Source organism: Streptomyces sp. NPDC036764, assembly GCF_055609385.1.
The window spans coordinates 121,501-137,457 of the sequence record NZ_JBVJPT010000017.1 but is presented as its reverse complement, the minus strand read 5'-3'; the positions used below and the strand labels follow the sequence as shown (position 1 = coordinate 137,457).

The 15,957-nt window shown below is 71.7% G+C and carries 15 protein-coding genes; 6 read left to right on the top strand and 9 right to left on the bottom strand.

Annotation, left to right across the window (positions count from 1 at the left end):
- Positions 1–47 precede the first annotated feature (47 nt).
- Positions 48–530 carry a hypothetical protein gene (locus tag ACZ69Q_RS40075; RefSeq protein ID WP_471052365.1) on the top strand — a complete coding sequence of 161 codons (483 nt, stop codon included), beginning with the start codon at positions 48–50 and terminating at the stop codon, positions 528–530.
- A 10-nt stretch (positions 531–540) separates the two neighbouring features.
- Here ACZ69Q_RS40075 and ACZ69Q_RS40070 read toward each other — a convergent pair whose 3' ends face one another.
- Positions 541–1,191, bottom strand: coding sequence for a TetR/AcrR family transcriptional regulator (locus tag ACZ69Q_RS40070; protein WP_471052362.1), 651 nt, complete (start codon positions 1,189–1,191; stop codon positions 541–543).
- Positions 1,192–1,277: 86 nt separating this feature from the next.
- Between ACZ69Q_RS40070 and ACZ69Q_RS40065 the strand changes: the two genes are divergently transcribed.
- Complete coding sequence (locus ACZ69Q_RS40065; RefSeq protein ID WP_471052461.1) at positions 1,278–2,675, top strand: FAD-dependent oxidoreductase; 1,398 nt, start codon at positions 1,278–1,280, stop codon at positions 2,673–2,675.
- On the opposite strand, the gene leuE is transcribed toward ACZ69Q_RS40065, so the two are convergent.
- The gene (gene leuE, locus ACZ69Q_RS40060) at positions 2,676–3,323 is read right to left on the bottom strand and encodes a leucine efflux protein LeuE (protein WP_471052360.1); all 648 of its coding nucleotides are present in this window, start codon (positions 3,321–3,323) and stop codon (positions 2,676–2,678) included.
- 61 nt (positions 3,324–3,384) lie between these two features.
- On the bottom strand, positions 3,385–4,965 hold the full coding sequence (locus ACZ69Q_RS40055; RefSeq protein WP_471052357.1) for an acyl-CoA mutase large subunit family protein: 1,581 nt from the start codon (positions 4,963–4,965) through the stop codon (positions 3,385–3,387).
- A 205-nt stretch (positions 4,966–5,170) separates the two neighbouring features.
- Here ACZ69Q_RS40055 and ACZ69Q_RS40050 point away from each other — a divergent pair, with 205 nt between their 5' ends.
- Positions 5,171–6,025: a L,D-transpeptidase family protein gene (locus tag ACZ69Q_RS40050; RefSeq protein WP_471052355.1), complete on the top strand. Its 855-nt coding sequence runs from the start codon at positions 5,171–5,173 to the stop codon at positions 6,023–6,025.
- A gap of 234 nt (positions 6,026–6,259) precedes the next feature.
- Here ACZ69Q_RS40050 and ACZ69Q_RS40045 read toward each other — a convergent pair whose 3' ends face one another.
- From ACZ69Q_RS40045 to ACZ69Q_RS40030, 4 genes are all read right to left on the bottom strand, one after another.
- Positions 6,260–7,351, bottom strand: a complete 1,092-nt coding sequence (locus ACZ69Q_RS40045; RefSeq protein ID WP_471052353.1) for a hypothetical protein — start codon at positions 7,349–7,351, stop codon at positions 6,260–6,262.
- Entirely contained in the window at positions 7,351–8,013 is a 663-nt protein-coding gene (locus ACZ69Q_RS40040) for an RNA polymerase sigma factor (protein WP_471052351.1), read from the bottom strand. The genes ACZ69Q_RS40045 and ACZ69Q_RS40040 overlap by 1 nt, the downstream gene beginning before the upstream one ends.
- A 397-nt stretch (positions 8,014–8,410) precedes the next feature.
- Positions 8,411–9,202: a hypothetical protein gene (locus ACZ69Q_RS40035; protein ID WP_471052348.1), complete on the bottom strand. Its 792-nt coding sequence runs from the start codon at positions 9,200–9,202 to the stop codon at positions 8,411–8,413.
- 265 nt (positions 9,203–9,467) lie between these two features.
- On the bottom strand, positions 9,468–10,085 hold the full coding sequence (locus ACZ69Q_RS40030) for an RNA polymerase sigma factor (RefSeq protein ID WP_471052345.1): 618 nt from the start codon (positions 10,083–10,085) through the stop codon (positions 9,468–9,470).
- 267 nt (positions 10,086–10,352) lie between these two features.
- Here ACZ69Q_RS40030 and ACZ69Q_RS40025 point away from each other — a divergent pair, with 267 nt between their 5' ends.
- Together ACZ69Q_RS40025 and ACZ69Q_RS40020 are read left to right on the top strand one after the other, a co-directional pair.
- A complete protein-coding gene (locus ACZ69Q_RS40025) occupies positions 10,353–11,243 on the top strand; it encodes a septum formation family protein (protein ID WP_471052342.1) in 891 nt (296 codons plus the stop codon).
- A 258-nt stretch (positions 11,244–11,501) separates the two neighbouring features.
- Positions 11,502–14,132, top strand: a complete 2,631-nt coding sequence (locus ACZ69Q_RS40020; protein ID WP_471052341.1) for an N-acetylmuramoyl-L-alanine amidase — start codon at positions 11,502–11,504, stop codon at positions 14,130–14,132.
- A gap of 77 nt (positions 14,133–14,209) precedes the next feature.
- Here ACZ69Q_RS40020 and ACZ69Q_RS40015 read toward each other — a convergent pair whose 3' ends face one another.
- On the bottom strand, positions 14,210–14,593 hold the full coding sequence (locus tag ACZ69Q_RS40015; protein ID WP_471052338.1) for a hypothetical protein: 384 nt from the start codon (positions 14,591–14,593) through the stop codon (positions 14,210–14,212).
- A gap of 130 nt (positions 14,594–14,723) precedes the next feature.
- Here ACZ69Q_RS40015 and ACZ69Q_RS40010 point away from each other — a divergent pair, with 130 nt between their 5' ends.
- The gene (locus ACZ69Q_RS40010; RefSeq protein WP_471052336.1) at positions 14,724–15,254 is read left to right on the top strand and encodes a DUF1877 family protein; all 531 of its coding nucleotides are present in this window, start codon (positions 14,724–14,726) and stop codon (positions 15,252–15,254) included.
- 21 nt (positions 15,255–15,275) lie between these two features.
- Here ACZ69Q_RS40010 and ACZ69Q_RS40005 read toward each other — a convergent pair whose 3' ends face one another.
- Complete coding sequence (locus tag ACZ69Q_RS40005) at positions 15,276–15,887, bottom strand: hypothetical protein (RefSeq protein ID WP_471052333.1); 612 nt, start codon at positions 15,885–15,887, stop codon at positions 15,276–15,278.
- Positions 15,888–15,957 lie beyond the last annotated feature (70 nt).

Here is a 15,957-nt window from a genome sequence, read left to right as displayed (position 1 = left end):
GACAAAGCTGTTGCCCGGTTCACTTCCCGCTCCTTGAGAGGTTCGTGATGAAGAAGCTGCGACTTGCCGCCGTCACCGCGCTCAGCACGCTGGCCGTGGGCGCCGGCCTGGTCCTGCCGTCGTCCGCGCAGGCCGCGACCACGTACTGGCAGTTCCACAACGAGCGGTTCGGCACCTGTCTGACCGGCGGGGCCGGGTCGGCGTTCGCGACGATCTGCAACGGCGGCGACCGTCAGGACTGGGACTGGGTCGGCGGGGGCACCTGGAAGCAACTGAAGAACCGGGAGACCGGTCTCTGCCTGATGACCGACAACAGGACGGACGTCAACGCCGTCTGGACGAGCGGCTGCGACAGCTCCGAGAACGGCCAGCTCTTCTACTACACGGCCGACCTCAAGCGGCTCCAGGGCCTGCTGGGCAGCGGGAACGAGTCAATCCTGCGGACGAGCGACGTGAAAGACGCCGTCTACGCCACGGACGGCGGCCAGGTCGCCGCCTCCTACTACCGGTGGACCGGCACCCACAACTGATCCACGAGCCTCACCCGACCCCGTACCGCACCTCGATCCCGGCGATCACGAGGGCAAGGCCCTCCTCGAAGTGCCGTTCATAGTCAGCGAAGATCTCCGCGCCCGCCTGAGCCGACAACGGAAAGTCGGCCATCAGGCGGGCGCGTTCGTCTATGTCGTAGCCCTCACGACGCTCGCCCGGCAGCGGCTCGACGCCCTGTTCCTCGGTGACGAAACCGAGCGTGTAGAGGTACGTCGTCGAGCTCGCGCGGACCGCGTGGGCCAGCGGGAAGCCCGCGGCCGTGAAGACACGCAGGGTGTCCTCCATCTGCTCGGCGTGCACCAGGCCGGTGAAGCGCGAGCCGCTGAAGACCTTGGCCCCGTCGCGGTAGCCGAGCAGTGCCGCGCGCAGTCCGCGGTTGGCCTTGAGCAGCCGTTCCTGCCAGGTGTCGCCGGGGCCGAGGGGCGTTGCGGCGACCATGCGGCGGTACATCTCGGTGGCCATCTCGTCGAGCAGGGCCTGCTTGTCCTTGAAGTGCCAGTACAGGGCCGGCGCCTTCACGTCCAGCTCCTTGGCGATGGCGCGCAGGGTCAGGCCGTCGAGGCCGACCTCGTTCAGCAGGGCGAGGGCGGTGTCCGCGACGCGCCTGCGGTCGAGGGGCGCTCGTCGTTCCGTAGTCACGCTTGACAGCTTAACGGCGTTAAGGGCACTCTCGTGTCCGACGGCACTTAACAACGTTAAGGGGGAATGGCATGAATACGGACGTTATGCACACGGACGTACTGATCGTGGGTGCGGGCCCGACCGGGCTCGCGCTGGGCATCGACCTCGCCAGGCGCGGCGTGGACGCGCTGGTCGTGGAGCGGGACGGGGAACTGTTCCCGGGTTCGCGAGGCAAGGGGATCCAGCCGCGGACGATGGAGGTCTTCGACGACCTGGGTGTGCTCGACGCGATCCGCGCGGCGGGCGGCGGCTACCCGGTCGGGATGATCTGGCAGGACGGGCAGCGGGTGGGCGAGCACCAGATGTTCGACCCCGCCGAGGCGACCGAGGACTCCCCGTACGACGAGCCGTGGATGGTCCCCCAGTGGCGGACCCAGCAGATCCTCTTCGCGCGGCTGCAGGAGCTCGGCGGGAAGGTCGCCTTCGGCCTGGAGGCGGTCGGGATCGAGCAGGACGAGAACGGGGTGACGGTCCGCTTCGCGGCGGGCGGGAGCGTGCGGGCACGGTACGTCGTCGCAGCCGACGGTGGCCGCTCGGCCGTGCGGCGGGCCCTGGGCATCGGCATGACCGGCGAGACGGTGGACCCCAACCCGACGCTGGTGGCGGACGTCAGGATCACCGGCCTGGACCGCGACAACTGGCACATCTTCCCGCCCCGCGGCGAGGGCGACGGCTTCCTCGCGATCTGCCCGCTCGCGGGCACCGAGGACTTCCAGGTCACGGCCCAGTTCACGGACGGCTCGCCGGTGGACGTCTCCCTGGAGGGTGTGCGCAAGGTGGTCGCCGCGCGCTCGCATCTGGCGCCGCAGGACGTGACCGAGGTGCGGTGGGCCTCGAACTTCCGGCCGCGGGCGGCGCTCGCGGACCGGTTCCGCGACGGCCGGGTGTTCCTCGCCGGCGACGCCGCGCACGTCCACTCGCCGGCCGGCGGGCAGGGGCTCAACACCAGCGTGCAGGACGCCTACAACCTGGGCTGGAAGCTGGGCGCGGTCCTGCGGGACGGGGCGGACGAGGCCCTGCTGGAGACGTACGAGGAGGAACGGCGCCCCGTCGCGGCGGACATGCTCGGGCTGTCCACGAGCGTGCACCGGGGTGAGGTGCGACGCGGGAAGGCGACGCGTCAGCTCGGCCTCGGGTACCGCGGGTCGAGCCTGACGGCGGAGACCCGGCAGGCCCCGGCGGCGGTACGGGCGGGCGACCGCGCGCCGGACGGCACGCTGGACGGCGTACGCCTCTTCGACGCCTTCCGCGGCCCGCACTGGACGCTGGTGGCGGTCGGGATGCGGGCGCCGGAGCTGCCCGCCTCGATCGGCGTGGTCCGCGGCGCGGTGCAGGAGTCGTACGGGACGGGCCTGTTCCTGGTGCGGCCGGACGGCTATGTGGGCTGGGCCGGCGACACGGCCGACGGGCTGCCGCGGTACCTGTCGCGCGCCGGCCTGTAGTCAGGAACCGGCGAGCGACAGCTTCACCGCGAACCCGAGGAACAGCGCGCCCGCCGCCGACGTCGCGCCCGCCGACAGGCGCTTGCGCCGCCTGAAGGCACTGGCCAGCTTGGTGCCGCTGAATATCAGCGCGGTGAGGTAGAGGAAGCTCGCGAACTGCGCGAAGGCCCCGAGGACGACGAACGACAGCGCCGGGTAGGCGTATCCGGGGTCGACGAACTGCACGAAGAAGGCGACGAAGAACAGGATCGCCTTGGGGTTGAGGAGGCTGATGACGAAGGCGCGGCGGAAGGGCCGCTCGTCGGTGACCGCGTCGGAGGTCTCCTCGACGGCCTGCTCCCGCCGGGTCCGCCACATCGCCCGGGCGGCCCGCATCATGCCGATCGCCAGCCAGGTCAGATACCCGGCTCCGGCGTACTTCACGATCCCGAACAGCACCGCGTTCGCCTGCAGCAGCGAGGCGACTCCGGCGGCGGACAGGGTCATCAGCACGGTGTCCCCGCACCACACCCCGGCCGCGGCGGTGTACCCGGCCCGGATGCCGCGGCGGGCGGCGACGGACAGCACGTACAGCGAGTTGGGGCCGGGCAGCAGGACGATCAGGACGAGACCGGCCAGATAGGTGGGGAGGTCGATGACACCGAACATGAGATGGAGTGTCGCACGCAGCTCCGACAGTCCGATCCGGTGTCTCAGACCGGGCCCGCCCTCAGAAACTGTCCGACGGGACGTACGTCCCCCACACCGCCCGCAGCGCGTTGCACACCTCGCCCACCGTCGCCCTGGCCCGTAGCGCCTCCTTCATCGGGTACAGGACGTTGTCCTCGCCCTCGGCGGCCTTCTTCAGGGCGGTCAGGGCCGCGTCCACCGCCTGCCCGTCGCGCCCGGCGCGGAGGTTCGCGAGGCGCTCGGCCTGCTGGGCCTCGATGGCGGGGTCGACGCGGAGGGGTTCGTACGGCTCCTCCTCGTGGAGCTGGAAGCGGTTGACGCCGACGACCACCCGCTCGCCGGAGTCCGTCTCCTGGGCGATGCGGTACGCGCTGCGCTCGATCTCGCCCTTCTGGAAGCCGTGCTCGATGGCCGCGACCGCGCCGCCCAGGTCCTCGACCCGCCGCATCAGATCGACGGCCGCCCCCTCCACGTCGTCCGTCATCCGCTCGATGACGTAGGAGCCGGCGAACGGGTCGACGGTCGCCGTCACGTCCGTCTCATAGGCCAGCACCTGCTGGGTGCGCAGGGCGAGGCGGGCCGACTTGTCCGTGGGCAGCGCGATGGCCTCGTCGAAGGAGTTCGTGTGCAGGGACTGGGTGCCGCCGAGGACCGCAGCGAGGCCCTGCACGGCGACCCGCACCAGGTTCACCTCCGGCTGCTGGGCCGTGAGCTGCACGCCGGCCGTCTGCGTGTGGAAGCGCAGCATCAGGGACTTGGGGTCGCGCGCGCCGAACTCGTCGCGCATCACCCGAGCCCAGATCCGGCGGGCGGCGCGGAACTTGGCGACCTCCTCCAGAATCGTCGTACGGGCCACGAAGAAGAAGGACAGCCGCGGCGCGAAGTCGTCGACGTCCATGCCGGCCGCGACCGCCGTGCGGACGTACTCGATGCCGTCCGCGAGCGTGAAGGCGATCTCCTGCGCCGGGCTCGCCCCGGCCTCGGCCATGTGGTAGCCGGAGATCGAGATCGTGTTCCACTTCGGGATCTCGGCCCTGCAGTACTTGAAGATGTCGGCGATCAGCCGCAGGGACGGCTTCGGCGGGAAGATGTACGTGCCGCGCGCGATGTACTCCTTCAGCACGTCGTTCTGGATCGTGCCGGTGAGCCGGTCCGCCGCGACACCCTGCTCCTCCGCCACCAGTTGGTACAGCAGGAGCAGCAGCGCGGCCGGCGCGTTGATCGTCATCGACGTCGACACCTTGTCCAGCGGGATCCCGCCGAACAGCACCCGCATGTCGTCGATCGAGTCGATGGCCACGCCCACCTTGCCGACCTCGCCGTGCGCGATCGGGGCGTCGGAGTCGTGGCCCATCTGGGTGGGCAGGTCGAACGCGACCGACAGGCCCATCGTGCCGTGCGCGATCAGGTCGCGATAGCGGGCGTTGGACTCGGTCGCGGTGCCGAAGCCGGCGTACTGGCGCATCGTCCAGGGGCGGCCGGTGTACATCGTGGGGTACACGCCGCGGGTGTAGGGGTACGAGCCCGGATCGCCCAGCTTCTCGGCCGGGTCCCAGCCGGACAGCGCATCCGGCCCGTAGACCGGCTCGATGGGCAGTCGGGACTCCGACTCGCGCGTCATGGTGTGCCTCCGCGTTGCAGTGCCTGTTGCCGGTCAGTACACCCCCACAGGGTCGGTCACCCCGGTGTCCCACTCCGTCTCCCACCATGCCGCGTAGTTCGCGACGGGTCACGCGAGGGGAACATCTCAGGTGACATCGAGCGGCCGGTCGGGGGGTCGCGATGAGACACAGGGGGGCGGGATGCGTATCAGGGGCATGGCGAGGATGCGTATCGGGGATACGGGGAGGGTGCGTAACAGACGTAGGGGCAGATCCACCGCGGTGCTGGCCGCGGGCGCCACGCTCACCGTGCTCTGCGGCTGCACCGTGCAGGCCTCGGACGGCGAACGGCACTCACCGGTGCACATAGAGCTGCCGAGCGGTGCGCCGTCGCCGAAGTCGGCGACGCCCGACGACAAGCCGCCCTCGACGTCGGCGGGCGCGGCCTCCGTCGTGCTGTGGCAGTCGGGCGACACGGGCCGGGACGTGCGCGAACTCCAGGCGCGGCTGCGGCAGGTCGCCTGGCTCTTCGACGGGCCCACGGGTACCTACGACGACCTCACCGAGCAGGCGGTCAAGGGCTTCCAGGGCAAGCGCGGGCTGCCCGAGACGGGCAGGACCGACCAGGTCACCTGGGAGCGGCTGCTGAAGATGACGCGCGAACCCGGCATGTGGGACCTGTATCTGATGGGCGGTCAGCCGGCCGACGCGCCGGACGCGCGATGTCTGACCGGCCGGGTGCTGTGCATCAGCAAGTCGAGCCGGACCCTGCGCTGGATGGTCGACGGGCGCACGGTCGTGGAGGTGCCGGTGCGGTTCGGCTCGCAGTACACGCCGACGCGGGAAGGCGAGTTCACCGTCTACTGGAAGTCGCGCAACCATGTGTCGACGCTCTATGACTCCCCCATGCCGTACGCGATGTTCTTCAGCGGCGGCCAGGCGGTGCACTACTCGTCCGACTTCGCGGCCCGGGGTTACGCCGGGGCCTCGCACGGCTGTGTCAACGTGAGTGACGAGCGGGCCATCGCGCAGATGTTCGCCGAGGTGCGAAAGGGCGACAAGGTCGTCGTCCACTGGTGAGGCGCGGGAGCGGGGTGCGGATGTGGGGCGCGGGCGGGACCGGGGGAACGTGTCCCGCCCGCGCCGATGCACGAGCCGAAGGTACGGGGGGAACCCCGGCTCTGTGCTAGGCCGATGACCAGTCGGCTCACTCAGTTCAGCGTCGTGGCGGCCGAAAACGTCACTCCTGCGCCGAAGAATTTTCCCGCCATCGCAAAACCGCAGGTCAGAGCCTTGCGTTGGAAGAAGCCCTGCTCAGAGCGCGCTGTAGGACGGGCTGGGTGACGGGAGTGCGGGCGTGGGCAGGGGCAGCCGGGTGCGGTCGGACTCCAGGCCGGTCACGGTCGACGTGGTGCGCGAGGCGCCGTCCTCGAGGCGGCCGTCGCGGTGGTCACGGGAGTGGCTCTCGTCCCGGTCCCTGCCGTGACCGTGGCCCTTGCCTCTGTCCTTGTCCTGATCGTCGTCGCCCTTGCCGTGGCCCTTGTCGTTGCCCTCGTCCTCGTCGCCGTCGCGCTGGGAGCGGGTGCTCTCACCGGCGCCGGCGAGGACGTTCTCGCAGTACTTCCACACGCGGGCCGAACTCCCCGCAGCGCCCTCCAGGGTGCGGCGGCGGTCCAGGGGCAGCGGCCTGCCGTCGCGTACGTCACGGCAGTAGGACGTGACGGCCTTCCACCAGCCGCCGGCCTTCGCCCCGTCCTTGCCGTCCTTGCCGTCCTTCGAGGCCGAGTCGCGGTCCCCGGCGGCCGGGCCGCCGGGTGCCACCGGATTCCTGGGGGAACCGGAAGAGGTGGGGGGCTTTGAGCCGCCGCCGGGCGTGGGCTCGTCCTCGCCGGGCTGCGGAGAGGGCGAGATGAGCGGGTGTTCCGTGGGCACGGGCGCGGAGACCGTGGCGGCCGGGCGAGCCGGTTCGTCGCGGTCGAACGGCGTCGGCAGGACTCCGGTTCCGGCCGCGACCGCGATTCCGCCGACCATGCCGACGGCCAGCGCGGCGGCGAGACCGAGCCGAACGGGACGGGCCCGGCGGGGGCGGCGCGCTGCGCGGGCAGGGCCACCGAGCTGGACGAGTCCCACGTCGGCGGCCCCGGAAGCGGGCCCGCCGGAGCGGTCGCCGACGGTGGCCAAGGCGACGTCCCGGCCCTCGCGCGCCGCACGGAAAGCGGCCAACGCGGCGGCCTCTCCGGGGAGTTCGTCGCTGGTCAGCGCGGGTTCGACGGTCAGGGCCTCAAGCGTCTTGGCGAGGCGTTCGGCCTGGTCGCGGTCGGCCGCGTCGACAGCTTCGAGTGACTCTCCGCGCAGCAAACGCTCCGCCGTTTCACGGTCCAGCCACCTGTACTGCTCGTCGGCCATCACACATCCTTCTGCGTCCGCGAGCGTATATGCGTCACACTCGCGGACGTCACCGCACGGCCGCGCGGTTCTCGCTGGGGAGGCAGGGCGTCGAGCACCCCGGCCGATTCCGGATCGTCGCCGAGCAGCTCGGCGAGCCGCTTCAGACCCCGGTGGGCCGCGGTGCGTACGGCGCCCGGACGCTTGCCGAGCGTCTCCGCGGCCGTCTTGGCGTCGAGCCCCACGACCACGCGCAGCACGACGGCCTCGGCCTGGTCCTGCGGAAGGCGCGCGATGAGGGAGAGGGTGCCGTCGGTGGCCAGGGCCTCCATGGCCTCGCCCGCGGTGTCGGACTCGGCGGCCTTCCCGGTCAGCTCCGTCTCGTCGCCGCCGATCGCGGGGCGGCGGCCGCGCATGCGTATGTGGTCGAGCGCCCGGTTACGGGCTATCCGGGCCGCCCAGCCGCGGAACCGGTCCGCGTCCCCGCTGAACCGCTCCAGGTCACGCGCGATCTGCAACCACGCCTCCGAGGCGACATCCTCGGCGTCGGGGTCGCCGATCAGCGTCCGCACGTACCCGAGCAGCCGCGGGTGCACGGAGCGGTACACAGTCCGGAACGCGGTCTCGTCCCCGTCCTGTGCCGCAAGCACCGCGGCGGTCAGCTCCGCGTCGTCCCCCAGCACTGGATACCTCAATTGGTGGTTGCGGTTCCAAGACCGCAGGTCGTTGCGGTGGTCATACACCCTCCGCGTCCGGCGCGAAAGGCACGTTACGGCCTGAAACCGCTGCCCGTCCATGTCCGTACAACATGCAACTACCCCGGAATCCGGGTTCTGTCCGCCTGGGTGTGACAGAAAACGCAGTCATGGCGCTGTAGAGAGTACGGGCCGCCGCGCGGCCCGTGCCGCGCGACGGCCGGGGCCTCTCCTGTGGGGGGTGGCGGCCCCGGTCGTTGCCTCGGTCAGCGCCTCACGTGATCCCCGTGTTCGCCGGAGCAGTACCTCTGCCTGCTACCGCGCCATACACATGCGCGGCCCAGGAACCCGGCAGATCCGGCTCGCGGTCCGCAGTGGATCGGCGTCAGTCCTTCTTCTCGGCACTCCTGCCGGAGTTCCCGTTCCCGTCCGCGCCCCGGGTCTGCCCGTTGCCGGTGGCAGGGCCCCCGTCGGCTTTGCCGTTCGGCTCGGTGGGCTTCCCGGTCGGGCCGTTCTTCGCCGCCGCCAGTTGCTCGGCGCAGTAGGCGGCCACCTTGTCCGCGCCGCCCGCCGCCGCCACGAGCCGCTGCCAGGCCGTCGCGTCCATGGCCTTGCCGCTGTCCTTGACCTGGTCGTAGGCGCGGCACTTGGCCTCGGTGTCCTTGGCGGTATCCGGATGACCTGACCTGGCGGAGCCGGCGCCGGCCGCCGCGGACGGCTTGGCGGCGGCCCGGTCCGGGGCGCTGCCGGAAGGGGTGGGTCTGCCCCCGCGGTCGGCGGAGTCGTCCGAGAAGCCGGACGTGCCGATCGCGGCGAACGCCGCCCCGCCGAGGGTGAGGCTCGCGACGAACACGGAGAGCGTGGTCTTCACCGACAGCGCCAGCCGCCGCTGCTCGCGGGGCCGCCAGTCGTCGCGGCGCCGGGTGCGGGCCCGGTGCGCGCCCGCGTCGCGGGCCGCCCGGAACGCGGCCACCGCCCGCTGCTCGCCCTCGGCGTCCGGACGGTGTCCGCGCAGCACGGCCGCGGAGAGAAGCGCTTCGAGAGCCCCGTCGTCGAACGCCACGTCCGTGGCGGCAGCCGATCCGAAGCCATGACGGGGGCCGTGACCGGAGGCGAGTCCGTCAGGGTGCACACGCCGACGGCCGGGGGCCCCACCGCCGTTCTGCTGTTCACCCATGTCCGTTTTCCGTCCCTGTCCGACTCACTCGATCGACCTGCGGGCGTGCGTGTCGCACACGTCCCGTCCGGCCCATATGGCTCTCCGGCCCCCACGGTCTCAGTGACCGATGTGGCCTACGTAATCAATGTGACTGCTGTGACTCACGAGTCCGTAGAGCCTGTACGTACGTCAGGCCCGTACGACTCACGCGCCCGTTCGTCGACCGGTCAGCGACGGCTGCTCGGCAGGACAGTCGCCCTGCCGCCGTCGTCACCCACACTGTTCATTTCGATTCCCCCAGCGTTCGGGGGCCGTCATCCGTCACACCTTGGACGCCGAGCTGCTTGGCCAGACGCTTCAGCCCGCGGTACGCGGCCGTGCGGACCGCCCCCGGGCGCTTGCCCAGTACGCGTGCGGCGGACGGGGCGTCGAGGCCGACGACCACCCGCAGCAGCACCGCCTCGGCCTGGTCCCGCGGCAGCCCGCCGACCAGCTCCAGGGCGTGCCCCGTGGAGATCGACTCCAGCGCCTGGTCGTGCGTGCTGTGCGGGCCGGGCAGCTCCAGTACGTCCTGCTCCAGCGCCGACGACCGGGGCCTTACCTTCTGCCGGCGCAAGTGATCCAGCGCCCGGTGCCGGGCGATGGTCGCGGTCCAGCCCCGGAACCCCGCCCCGTCGCCCTTGAACCGCCCGAGATCCCGGGAGATCTCCAGCCAGGCGTCGGACGCCACGTCCTCCGCGTCGTCCCCGACCAGCCCCCGCAGGTACCCGAGCAGAGCGGGCTGCACGAGGCGGTACGCGACCGCGAACGCGGCCTCGTCGCCTTCCTGGGCCCGCGCGACGGCCGCGCCCAATTCCCCGTCGTGCGCGCGCACGCGGCGGGGTTCCCCTCCCTGGCCCAAGAACTGTCCTCGTCCGTACCGGTTCGTGGCGGATCCGCACCTCACGGCGCGGCCACCCTTGCCCACGTCCCTCCACGCTCAACAGCGCCCGAGCTCGCAGAAGTGTCACAGGGCCCGCCCGGAGGCGGCCGCCCTACAACCCTTGCCACCCGTCGCGAGTCAGAGACGCCGTGATGAGGCAGGGGCCTTCGCACAGCCATGTCCCAGCGATGGCATACGATGCCGCCCGCCCCCCGCATAAAGATCACTTAAGAGGATGTACACGTCATGGCAATCGCTGCCCCTTATCGTTCTCTTCGCGGCATATCTGCCGTAGTCGCCCTGCTCGCGATCGGTGCGGTGGGGTGTTCGGACGTCTCGGACGCCGTCGACAGCGCCAAGGACGGCGCCAAGAAGGTGGCTCGCCAGCGCTCGGTGTACTCGCTGGACGTCGGCGACTGCTACAACCCGAACAGCAAGGGCGAGGGCACCGCCTACACCGTCGAGATCGTGCCGTGCGCCGAGGCCCACGAAGGCCAGGTCGCCGGCGAGTTCTCGATCACCGAGGAGAAGGCGTACCCCGGCGACGAGGCGATCTCGGCGATCGCCGACAAGCGGTGCCCGGTCGAGGCGGGGAAGTTCGCCCCGGACACCTGGGCGCTCCCCAAGGGGGTCGCGATCTTCTACTACACCCCGACCAAGGAGAGCTGGGCGACGGGTGACCGCGCCGTGAGCTGCACCTACACCAAGGAGTCGGGCAGCTTCACCGGTGAGCTGAACCCGGACGTCAAGTCCCTGAAGCCGGAGCAGACCACGTACCTGACGGGTTCGAACGGCGTCTACGACGCCCTGTGGGCGACCCAGCCCGAGAAGGACACCGTCGAGGAGGACCTGCCCGGTTACAAGGCGCAGGCCAAGGCCGTCGCCGCCGCCCTGGACACGCACCTCAAGGGCCTGAAGGGCATCGACGGCACGGAGGTCGGCAAGCTCCGCGAGGCGCTGACGAAGACGGCCGATGCCTGGCGCAAGGCCGCGAACGCCGCCGACGCCGACGCGTTCTACATCGCCTACGACTCGGCGTTCGGCGGCATCGACCCGAACAAGACGGTCGCCGCCCGCAAGGAGCTGGGCCTGGCCACCACCGTCCCGGCCGACGACGCCGAGGTCTGGGCCGCCTGACCCACCGTGAGCAGCGGGGCCGGGTCCGGCAAGGGCCCGGCCCCGCTTGCTTGTTGGCGACAAGTGACGCTCTTCGTACGGAACCCGCCCGCGAGTGACGGTTCCCGCCGTCTGTGCGCTGGCTGTATATGCCACCTGTGTGACAGGTGATGCAGTCGTGACCATTTACTAGGGGTGGGACAGTTGAGTCCTCGCAGGACCCATGCGTACAAACCGCTCAGCCTCAAGAGACGTGCGTGGCTGACGGTGGGAGCCGTCGTGCTGAGCGGCGCCGGCGTCGTGACGTACGCCATCGCGGACCCGTCCGCGCCGGGCGACGCCAAGCCGAAGAACCGTGCACCGGCCGTCCACACGCTCAAGCTCAAGGACCGCGGCTCGGGCCGCAAGGGTCTGGCCGAGCAGGACACCGACCGCTTCAGCGCGGTCGTGCTGACCTGGACCGATGCCGAGGCGAAGGCCAAGGGCACGCCCGAGGTGCGCACCCGGGACATCGAGACCGGCGAGTGGTCCGGCTGGCGGAAGGTCACCATCGAGCCGGGCCAGGCGGACGGCGACGAGGGCGCGCGGGCCGCCCTGCGCGGCGGCACCGAGTCGGTGTGGACCGGCGACTCCGACGGCATCGAGGTGCGGGTCGTGAGCGCGGACGGCACCGAGGCGGCGGGCCAGCCCGCCGGAATGGACGTGCGACTGCTCGACCCGGGCACGGACCCGAAGGGCCGGATACAGCCGGCCGCCTTCGCCGCGGAGGAGACCACGGCACCGGCGACCGACACGCCGACGGATACGGCCACCCCCGGCGAGACGGCGACTGCGACTCCGACCGAGACGGCCACGTCCACCGACTCCCCCACGCCCACGGACGCGCCGACGGCCACCGGGACGCCCACCGAGTCCGCGTCCCCGACCGACTCCCCCTCCCCCTCGCCCACGGTTCCCGCGCCCCGCCCCTCGACGGTCGTCAAGCCTCCGGTCATCACGCAGGCCGAGTGGGGCGCGTCCACGGACTACGACGGCACCCCGGAGTACGGCACCGAGATCAAGGCCGCCGTCGTCCACCACACCGGCGAGAGCAGCGACAACACCCTGTCCTGCGGCGAGTCCCGGGCCCGGATGCGCACGATCCAGCAGGCGCACTTCGCCCGCGGCTACTTCGACGTCGGCTACAACTTCGTCGTCGACAAGTGCGGCCAGATCTTCGAGGGCCGCAGCGGCGGCATGGACCTGCCGGTGCGGGGCGCGCACGACGTCGGCTTCAACACCGACACGGTCGGCATCTCGTACATCGGCAACTTCGAGACCGCCAAGCCGAGTCGCGCCGCCATGGACGCGATCTCCCGGATCGTGGCCTGGAAGTTCGGGATGTACGGCATCGACCCGACCGGCAAGGTGACGCTGACCTCGGGCGTGGAGCAGGGCGTCGACGGCAACAAGGTCCCGATGGGGCAGTCGATCACCCTGCCGCGGGTCTTCGGCCACCGGGACACCAACGCGACGGCCTGCCCCGGCGCGAACCTCTACGCCCAGCTCACCCGGATCGCCCAGGTCGCCAAGACCCCGGGCATCTCACACGCCCTCGCCACCTCGGACTTCGACCGTGACGGCATCGACGACCTGGTCGCCGGCACGCCCCGCGCGCTGAGCAACGGCGGCACCCTCACCGTCGTCCCGGGCGGCCTCGACGGCCCCGTCCCCGCCGCCAGACGCACGCTCACCCAGAACAGCGCCGGCGTCCCCGGCTCCCACGAGTCCGGCGACAACTTCGGCGCCGCCACCGCATGGGGCGACGTCAACGGCGACGGCTACGCCGACCTCGCGATCGGCGCGCCCGGCGAGGACGACACCAGCGGCCACGCGGACCGGGGCCAGGTCGTCGTCATGTACGGCCCGGCGCTGAACAGCGGCTTCTCGTACACCACTTCGGGCACGGTCACGGCGACCGGCGCGGGGCTCGGCTCGACTCTCACCGTCGGCGACTTCAACGGCGACGGCAAGGCGGACGTGTTCGCGGCCGGCACCGGCAGGGGCGGCAACTGGAACGCGCGGCTGACCGGTGGCGCGACCGCGTCGGGCACGCTCACCACGGCCACCGGCGCCGTCGCCTACCTGGACGCCGCGACCGGCGACTTCAACCGGGACGGCTACGCCGACGTCGCCCTCAACTACCGCGACACGGGCGGCATCGGCCGCGTGGTCCGCTTCGCGGGCTCGGCGACCGGCCTGACCAAGGCTGGGGTCATCTCCGTCAAGGGCGGCCGTTCCATCGCCGCGGGAGACGTCAACGGCAACGGCTACGACGACATCGTCATCGGCCAGCCCGTCGCGTCGGAGTCGGGCGGCCTGTCGGGCGGCCAGATCACCATGGTCCCGGGCACGTCGACCGGCTTCACCACGACCGGCATGACCACGATCCACCAGGACAGCGCGAACGTCGCCGGCGGCAACGAGTCCGGCGACCTGTTCGGCGCCTCCGTCTCGGTCGGCGACTACAACGCCGACGGCTACGCCGACGCCCTGGCCGGCGTCCCCGGCGAGGACTTCCCGCGCGGCGGCGTCAACCAGTCCAACGCCGGTGACGTGCTGCTGGTCAAGGGCACCTCGTCCGGCCTGACCGGCACCGGCTCGATCCGCGTCTCGCAGGACACCACCGGCGTCCCCGGCTCGGCGGAGACCGGCGACCTGTTCGGCTCCGCCGTCTCCCTGACGGACCTGTCGGGCTACGGCCGGGCGGACCTGACGCTCGGCGCCGAGGGCGAGGACGGCACGGACGGCATCGTGCTGTACCTCCCGAGCAACAGCACCGGCCTCGGCTACGCCCAGGCGGTCATCCACAGCAAGACCGCCCTGGGCACCCCGACGGACGCCCACCTCGGCCAGACACTGACGCCGTAGGGCACCGGAATCATCCGACCCGGCCGGGGCCCCGCCCATCCACGGGGTCCCGGCCGGGTCGTGTCCGGGCCGACCGCCTACGGCAGCGTGGCGTCCCGGCACAGCAACCGCAGCGACCCGTCGCCGGCGAAACACCGCCGGGCCTCGTCGATCGGGTCCCACATCCGCCCGTCGGGCGTACGGATCCAGTGGTCGCCGCCCGTCGTCCACCACTCGGCACCGGTCTGACGGGCGATCACCTCACCGGCGTACGCGCCGAAACCGCGCAGCGTGTTCTCCACGGCGGCGTACGGCGTGCCCTCGCGGCGCAGACTCTCGATCATCCGGTCGACCCGCCACAGGCTCTGCTCCGAGTAGTCGAGCCGCAGCCGCGCTCCCTCGCGCATCGTCGCCACCGCGTCCGCCGCCCACCGCACCGGCCTGGTCGCGGCTGCGGGCCTGGTCTCCGCTTGAGTCGTCACACCCTGGAGAGCGTCTTCGACCTGCGATTCGTCACCCGGATCCGGCGCATTTCCCGGACCCGCGCAGGACCGCCCCACCTCGCTCCGAAGACGGTCACAGGACTCCCTCAGGAATCAGGTTTCGGCGGGAGTGACGCTTCGCCGCTCCCGTGCGCTCCAGTCACTGATGAGCATGTACTTCCATCTGCGCGCGGTCCCGCCCCCGGCACTGCGCAACAGCGCGCCCTGGTTCCAGCGTCTGTTCGAGGACGACTGGGACACCGTTCGGGAGCGGATCGGCCGCCATCGCGAGGAGGTGCTCGACAAGCTGTACGGCGACGTCGAACTCCTCTACTGCGGCCTCCCCCCGAACCACGCACCGGAGGGCCCCCGCACCAACGTGGTGCTCGGCGGCCGCCCGGTCTTCCACGACGACCCGGCCCTGCCGCCCTTCCTGCTGCTCACCGCATCGCAGGTGGGCCGGGTCGCCGGATACCTCAAGAGCGCCGACTTCGACGGTCTGTGGCGCGACGTCCGCCCGCAACTGCTGCGGCCGTACGACATGGCGGATGCCGAGCCCGCGGTGCGCGGCATGTTCGCGGCGACGCACCGCGACCTGACCGCCTTCTACGAGCAGAGCGCCGAGTACGGGGACGCGGTGGTGAAGTGGCTGGTGGTCTGAGGTGCCGGGGCGTGCGGCGGGTCAGCCGCGCCCCCGGGCCCGCCGCGACACGACGGCGCGCAGCACCCGCCGCCCCTCCGTCGACACCTCCAGCGCCCGGCGCAGACCGCCGGCGCCGTGTCCGGCGAGGAGTTCCAGGACGCTGACCTGACGGCGCAGTTCGGCGGCGACGAGCGGCGACATGCCCTGCGGACGGCCCGTGCCGCCCGCCCCGCTCGCCCGGACGGAGGCGAGAGCCTCGGTAGGTGCGTCGGCGGACGCGGTGTCCTCCTCCGCAGGGTCGAGCAGCCGGTGTATCTGGAGGGATGCGACGGAGCAGGCGTCGGCCCAGATCCGCGCCTCGGCGGCGGACCGCACGGCCGGGGCAGCGGCCAGCATCCGCCGGGCGAGCAGCGCGGCCTCGTCCTCGATGTCCGTGTCGTCCACGACCTCCGCGACGCCCAGCTTCCCGCGCACCTGCTCCAGCAACTCGCCCCACTCGGCGGGGTCCCCGCCGCCGGCGAGATTCGCCCAGAGCGGCCGCAGCGCCTCGTCGTCCCCGCCGAGCAGCGGCACGCATCGATCCAAACAAGCCAACCCGCTGGCGGCCAGTCCGCGTTCGTCGGCCTGAGCGATCAGTTCCACCAGGCTCATCCACGCCTCCCAAAGCGGGTCGGTTACGAGGGTCGGGGTCCCCGCACAGGCCCCTGGCAGGCGCCGTCCC

Coding starts and splice junctions, on each gene's coding strand:
- ACZ69Q_RS40075 (WP_471052365.1), top strand. CDS start 48: ATGAAGAAGCTGCGACTTGCCGCCGTCACCGCGCTCAGCACGCTGGCC.
- ACZ69Q_RS40065 (WP_471052461.1), top strand. CDS start 1,278: ATGCACACGGACGTACTGATCGTGGGTGCGGGCCCGACCGGGCTCGCG.
- leuE (WP_471052360.1), bottom strand. CDS start 3,323: ATGTTCGGTGTCATCGACCTCCCCACCTATCTGGCCGGTCTCGTCCTG.
- ACZ69Q_RS40055 (WP_471052357.1), bottom strand. CDS start 4,965: ATGACGCGCGAGTCGGAGTCCCGACTGCCCATCGAGCCGGTCTACGGG.
- ACZ69Q_RS40050 (WP_471052355.1), top strand. CDS start 5,171: ATGCGTATCGGGGATACGGGGAGGGTGCGTAACAGACGTAGGGGCAGA.
- ACZ69Q_RS40045 (WP_471052353.1), bottom strand. CDS start 7,351: ATGGCCGACGAGCAGTACAGGTGGCTGGACCGTGAAACGGCGGAGCGT.
- ACZ69Q_RS40035 (WP_471052348.1), bottom strand. CDS start 9,202: ATGGGTGAACAGCAGAACGGCGGTGGGGCCCCCGGCCGTCGGCGTGTG.
- ACZ69Q_RS40025 (WP_471052342.1), top strand. CDS start 10,353: ATGGCAATCGCTGCCCCTTATCGTTCTCTTCGCGGCATATCTGCCGTA.
- ACZ69Q_RS40005 (WP_471052333.1), bottom strand. CDS start 15,887: ATGAGCCTGGTGGAACTGATCGCTCAGGCCGACGAACGCGGACTGGCC.